At 37.8% G+C, this 6,109-nt stretch carries 6 protein-coding genes; 3 read left to right on the top strand and 3 right to left on the bottom strand.

What is annotated here, in order from left to right:
• Positions 1-166: 166 nt before the first annotated feature.
• Both QMF37_RS11780 and QMF37_RS11775 read right to left on the bottom strand, forming a co-directional pair.
• Positions 167-664: a hypothetical protein gene (locus tag QMF37_RS11780; protein WP_071154039.1), complete on the bottom strand. Its 498-nt coding sequence runs from the start codon at positions 662-664 to the stop codon at positions 167-169.
• A 142-nt stretch (positions 665-806) separates the two neighbouring features.
• Positions 807-959: a hypothetical protein gene (locus QMF37_RS11775; protein ID WP_156423921.1), complete on the bottom strand. Its 153-nt coding sequence runs from the start codon at positions 957-959 to the stop codon at positions 807-809.
• Between the two features lie 754 nt (positions 960-1,713).
• On the opposite strand from QMF37_RS11775, the gene bsh reads away from it, so the two are divergent.
• Positions 1,714-2,688 carry a choloylglycine hydrolase gene (gene bsh, locus QMF37_RS11770; RefSeq protein ID WP_283478385.1) on the top strand — a complete coding sequence of 325 codons (975 nt, stop codon included), beginning with the start codon at positions 1,714-1,716 and terminating at the stop codon, positions 2,686-2,688.
• A gap of 85 nt (positions 2,689-2,773) precedes the next feature.
• On the opposite strand, the gene QMF37_RS11765 is transcribed toward bsh, so the two are convergent.
• Positions 2,774-3,679, bottom strand: coding sequence for a LysR family transcriptional regulator (locus QMF37_RS11765; protein ID WP_071154038.1), 906 nt, complete (start codon positions 3,677-3,679; stop codon positions 2,774-2,776).
• A 105-nt stretch (positions 3,680-3,784) separates the two neighbouring features.
• Between QMF37_RS11765 and QMF37_RS11760 the strand changes: the two genes are divergently transcribed.
• Both QMF37_RS11760 and QMF37_RS11755 read left to right on the top strand, forming a co-directional pair.
• Positions 3,785-4,819 (top strand): YeiH family protein, encoded by a 1,035-nt coding sequence (locus tag QMF37_RS11760; protein WP_071154037.1) that lies wholly within the window; start codon positions 3,785-3,787, stop codon positions 4,817-4,819.
• A 275-nt stretch (positions 4,820-5,094) separates the two neighbouring features.
• Positions 5,095-6,012, top strand: coding sequence for an S-layer homology domain-containing protein (locus QMF37_RS11755; RefSeq protein ID WP_283478384.1), 918 nt, complete (start codon positions 5,095-5,097; stop codon positions 6,010-6,012).
• Positions 6,013-6,109: the final 97 nt, after the last annotated feature.

Genomic DNA, 6,109 nt, shown 5'->3' with positions numbered 1-6,109 from the left:
TGTATGGACGAGCTGGATTTCAAGTATTGAAGAATCGGATTCTTTACCAGTGGTAACTATTTTGAAATAATGGCCTGATTTTTTACTCAAGGTCACAATCAATTTCACCAAAAAAGCGTAAGAACCTCAAAAAATAAACAATAACATGAATTAATGGTGAGAGTGCCTATTTAATAGTTAAAGGGAAAACATAATATCCTGTTCCTCGTTCCCAAGTGGCGACAACTTCATAGATTGTTTTCCCACTTTGTCCATCCAGCACTACATCTTTGAAAGAACCTTTTAGATTATCTGTAGAATCCCAAATATTAACCTGGTAAGAGATTGGTTCTTCCTCAAACTGAAGTTCAATGGATGTACTTGTATTTACGATTGGCCCGTTTCGATCACCAACTAATTCAGAAACACCGATAGCTTCTGCCTCTATCTCAACCATAGAATTTTCTTCTTGATCAAAGTAACTCCAGGCATAACCACCTAAAGCAGCAGAAAACTCCTCTTCATTCACTTCTATTTTTAATTGAGGAGGTTTTTTTTCAGTATATTTTACATTTCCCACAGAATCACTCATGTTTTTTTCGTTTTCTGTAGCTTCCTTTTCTTGAGAGCAACCAGCTAATACAACAATCATTAGCATGCTTAAAAATAATAATTTGGATTTCATCTTCATCCTCCTCCTTAGCTCAACTTTAGACGTACAGTACAATCTATTGGTTACAGGAGGTGACTAATTGCTAAGCTCTCAGTCTAGTGAGCATAAAGTATAGCTTTTTAGCAATGGAGAATTTTAAAGAACATTAATCTTATTATTCCCTGTAGTTTTTACCAGTTAATTGACCAGCAATTAAAGCTAATAACATATTAGTAATTATAAGGGCGCTCAGAGGCATATTCGAAACGATAAGAATTAAAGTCAATATACCTGCGACTCCAGCAAACAAAAAAGCATTGTAATTCATAAAGTTCACCTCCTCGATTTATTCTTCGGATTTTGAATGTAACTTACTTCATCTTCAGCTACATTTTGTTTCCATCGTTCTCAATCGCTTTCAACGCGTATTATTTTTCGCATCTCGATCTTCTTGCCAAAAAGCTGGACCCATTACATCCGATAACCAAAACAAAACATCCTGTTCATGATTCTCGGGCTTTAAGTTGCTAATGGGCCCGATATCATAGGTTTAGATGTAACTTTTCTAAACATCTGTTGCATTTAATGGCTTGCGCTATTATATGTTCTTCAATCAAAAGACTCAGCTATATAATAGGATGGTTTATTGCACCCAAATTTTATAGTTAAAATGAACCAGTAGGATAAACTACTAGGAAACTGATGGCTTCCCTTTTTTATAAAAGACGATGTTCAATATCAACTTGGACGACTTGAAAGTCTTTAGCAATAAAAAGGATTGGTTCTAAGCGTAGGTCGCTAACAAAATTTTCATTTGAAAACTGGGAATCCATTAATTGTTACTTCAAATATACATATACCACAAGAAGATAGCTAGCTAATTTTGGAAATTAAACCATTCGTAAACATATCGAAATCCGTTATGAACGTTCGCATGTTTACAGCTACTTTTGCGGTCTGATTTGTTTAAGATAGAATGGATGAAAACACGTTTTTTCTATAATTGTATGAATCACTTTTATTTTGGACTAACTAAAACGAACCGTGTAAAATTGAACTTTAACGACGAGGAGGTCATGGCTATGTGCACATCCCTAACGTATTCAACGAAAGATCATTATTTTGGGCGTAACTTGGATTTGAATTTATCGTATGGTGAATCGGTCACGATCACACCTAGACATTTCCCATTTGAATTTAGAAAAGTGAAGGCTGTACCACATCATTACGCTTTGATTGGGATGGCGGTTGTAGTGGACAACTATCCTTTTTATTTTGATGCTACGAATGAAAAAGGGTTGAGCATGGCGGGGTTAAACTTTCCGGACAATGCGTATTTCTTTTCAGCAGTAGAAGGCAAAGACAATGTGTCTCCATTTGAGTTTATCCCGTGGATTCTTGGGCAATGCGCATCGATTACAGATGCAAAAAAGCTATTAGCAAACTTGAACCTTGTGAACATTAATTTTAGTGAGGACTTACCGCTGTCGCCGCTCCATTGGATCATTGCAGATCAAACCCAGTCCATTGTTGTGGAATCGGTAGCGGAAGGATTACAGATTTACGACAACCCAGTGGGCGTGCTGACAAACAACCCGCCTTTTGATTATCACTTGCTGAATTTAACAAACTACCGCCATCTCTCTACAACTACACCTGCAAATACGTTTTCCTCACAACTAGAGCTGGGTATACACAGCCTTGGCATGGGAGGACTTGGGCTTCCGGGAGACTTATCGTCACCTTCTCGCTTTGTCCGAGCGGCTTTTGCGAAATCAAATTCGGTAGCGGGTAGTTCAGAAGCAGAAAGCGTCGGTCAATTTTTTCATCTCTTAAAATCGGTCGCCTATGCAAAAGGGTTGTGCGAAGCAGACGAAGGAAAATTTGAATACACGATTTATTCTTCTTGTTGCAATGTGGATAAAGGAATTTATTATTACACAACTTATGAAAATAGCCAAATTACGGCCGTACAAATGAACAACGAAGATTTGGATGGTGCTCAATTGACTGCGTATCCACTCGTCAATAAAGAGCAAATCAATATTATCAATTAATTTAAGTAACAAAAATGATTCTGCGATTAGCTGCAGAATCATTTTTTTACTTACAGCTATCTTTGCTATTAAATCACGACTCTCTCTAACGAATTTTGAAATCGTTCAATCCTCTGTGTCTTCTCAATAAATCAAGAAAAGCAGAAAGTGCTTTTGTTTGAAAAGGTGATCTCGTGACAATTGAAAAGTCTCTGGTATACGGCATTTCTTTAATGTTTAAGATTTTTAAATCGCCATAACGCAGCTCTTTTTGAATCGCCCACTCGGATAGTAAACTGATGCCCATACCAGCTTCAATCATCGCTTTGATTGGCTGTGTACTACTGAAATGCATAATGGATTGTGGAGACATTGAAAATTGCTTGAAGACATTTTCAGCTGCTTCTCTCGTACCCGAGCCAAGTTCTCTTAAAATCCATGTTTCTTCTATTAAGTCTGGCATGGTAATTGACTTCTGTTGGCGCGTTAGCACATGATCTGCACAAGCAACGACTACCATTCGATCTTCTGCAAATGGTTCGGTTTTCAATTCTGGCACCTCTTTAAAATGACCTTCTACTATCCCCACATCTAACTGATGACTGAGTACAAGTGCTGCAATCGTTGTTGTGTTGCCAATCGTCACAGTTGGTTTAATGTCTGGGTATTGTTCTTTTGCTTCTGCAATAATGCGTGGTAATAAGTATTCTCCAAATGTATAACTAGCCCCGATCGCAATCGACCCGCTGGCTTTATGAGTCAAGTCTTCAAGAAGGTGATTCATTTTTGTATAAAGTTCTTTGATTTCAATAGCATGATGATAAACAATTTCGCCTGCTTTGTTTAACCTGACGTATTTATTGGTTCGTTCTAACAACTTGACCCCTGTCAATTCTTCTAATGACCGGATATACTGACTAACGGCAGGTTGTGTCATATGCAACGCTTCGGCTGCTTTGGAAAAATTTTTCTTTTCAACTACCTTGAGAAATACTTCCAATCGTTGATCCATCTCTATCCTCCACTCTTACATACAGTTTTACTTATTATCACTATTCTACTTATTTATTTTACTAATGTATAGTGCTTTTCTATACTTACTACAGGAGGTTTTATCATGTCTGCTTATTATCAAAAATTAAATCGTTTCAACTTGAATTCGTCATCCCCTAAAACTGCTTGGTTAGGCGGCGTGGCATTCACATTTTTAATTGCTTTTCTCGGATATCTGTTAGCACAAGTACCTGGATTTGATCAAATTGGTCAGTTAGCCTGCGCGATTATCATTGCGGTTTTCTACCGTCAGATTTTTGGTTATCCGAATGCCATTCGTTCAGGTATCACATTTTCGTCCAAACGTTTATTGCGTGTTGCCATTATCTTATACGGACTAAAATTAAACATTGATACAGTTTTAAGTGATGGACTTTGGCTTTTAGTGCGTGATCTTGGTGTTATTACTTTCGCTATTTTAATGACGGTATGGCTAGCGAAACGCTTTAAAGCCGATAAGACCATTTCGTTATTGCTTGGTGTTGGTACCGGCGTGTGCGGAGCAGCTGCGATTGCAGCGATTGCACCAATTATTAAAGCAAAAGACGAAGATACAGCTATTGGGGTTGGAATTATTGCGTTAATGGGGACAGTATTCGCGATTTCTTATACAGTTATTCGTCCTTTTTTACCGCTTGACGACATTGAATATGGCATGTGGGTCGGCATAAGCCTGCATGAAATCGCCCATGTTGCATTAGCAGGTGCGCCAGCTGGAGAAGACGGATTAGCTATGGCTTTACTTGGAAAACTAGGGCGCGTCTTTTTACTTGTCCCTCTTTGCTTTATCTTTATTTTTATGATGAAACGCAAAAACAAAGGTGAAGAAACAACTGCAAAGATTGAATTTCCATGGTTCTTGCTTGGCTTTATCTTGTTGAGCATTTTAGGAAGTTATGTCTTTGGTCCCGTTATTCCTTTCCCCGATGCATTGCGTGACTTTGTATCGACATTGACAACCTGGTTATTGACGGCTGCAATGGTCGGGCTCGGCTTGAACGTCAGTTTGCGAGATTTGCGAGAACGTGCATTACTGCCGCTCGCCGCCATGACTATTACGTCAATTTTGCTGTCGATTCTTACGTATTTTATCGTTTGATATTTCTATCCCCCAAAGTTATTCTATGGAATAACTTTAGGGGATTTTTTTGAACTAGTTCTTTCTAAATTGAGTATTTTACATTGTCTTGAATAGTTTTTAATTTAGACAACAATTTTATACTAATAATTCGTGTTTTTTTGAAAAAATTACTATACAAAAGAGAGGTAATAAAGCTATAATAATTTCAGTTTGATAATTTGAACGGAAAGGGCATCTGATTTTATCATTAATTAGTAATTTGCATTTATTATATTGAGATTGGGGATATATCATTGAACATTAAAAAATTCTTATACACAACTACAGCTGTCGTACTTGCTGTCGTCGCTCTTGCTTCACCCGCATCAGCTGCATTAACTACTTCTTCACATTCTTTTACTGATGTCGGAGACCGCTACGCAAAAGCAGTAGATTTCTTATATGCGGTAGAACTTATTAACGGAAAAAGCCCAACGAAATTTGGTACCAATGATCCTTTGACGCGCGGAGACGCTGCTGTTATCCTCGCAAATACGTTGTTTTCAACTATTGAAAATCCAAAAGATGCAGGATTTAAAGATCTGAATACTCGTGTACGTGCCTCTGTAAATGCTCTTGCAGAAGTAGGAATTGTATCTGGAGTAACTCCAACTGAATTTCAACCTGGAGCCCCGTTAAGCCGAGGCGCGATGGCAAAGTTTTTATCTTTAGCATTTGAATTAGAAGAATACCAACAGCAAACACCATTTTCTGATGTAGGCGGCGTATTTAAGCCTTACATCGAGTCATTGTATGGCGCACAAATTACTGCCGGTAAAACACCATCAACTTATGGAACACATACACAAATTACTCGTGGAGAATTTGCAAACTTGCTTTATAAAACAATCGAAACAACTACAGATTGGTTATATTATCCAGAGGTTGCTGATGTTAAAGTGACTACAGTGACTTCTACTACGGTCACGTTAACAGAACCAGCATTGGCTGATTACACAGCTACTGAAATAGCTGACTTATTGGAATTTATGGTGATTCTCGAAGATGGAACTGAAGTACCTGTAGAACCAACTTCGTTCAAATTATCTACGGATCGTTTGGTGTTGACCATTGGACATACGAAGCAAAACTTAACTGGAAAAGCGGGTCACTTTGTTGTGAGTGATTTTGATATTAGTTTCGAGTCACCATTTAACTTCAAATTGAAATAAGCTTTATAAAACCCCTTGAATGGAATCACTCGTAAGTGAACTCCTTCAAGGGGTTTTTCATATGTATTCAATTAGTCAGTTAGAGACTTTCGCGTAA

Source organism: Planococcus sp. S3-L1, assembly GCF_030063085.1.
Taxonomy (GTDB): domain Bacteria; phylum Bacillota; class Bacilli; order Bacillales_A; family Planococcaceae; genus Planococcus; species Planococcus kocurii.
Note: the sequence above shows the minus strand (reverse complement) of the source record. Positions and strands in the feature narration are given on the sequence as shown.

Bases quoted from the DNA above. Each gene is read 5' to 3' on its own strand.
- bsh (WP_283478385.1), top strand. From the start codon at position 1,714: ATGTGCACATCCCTAACGTATTCAACGAAAGATCATTATTTTGGGCGT.
- QMF37_RS11775 (WP_156423921.1), bottom strand. From the start codon at position 959: ATGAATTACAATGCTTTTTTGTTTGCTGGAGTCGCAGGTATATTGACT.
- QMF37_RS11760 (WP_071154037.1), top strand. From the start codon at position 3,785: ATGTCTGCTTATTATCAAAAATTAAATCGTTTCAACTTGAATTCGTCA.
- QMF37_RS11765 (WP_071154038.1), bottom strand. From the start codon at position 3,679: ATGGATCAACGATTGGAAGTATTTCTCAAGGTAGTTGAAAAGAAAAAT.
- QMF37_RS11780 (WP_071154039.1), bottom strand. From the start codon at position 664: ATGAAATCCAAATTATTATTTTTAAGCATGCTAATGATTGTTGTATTA.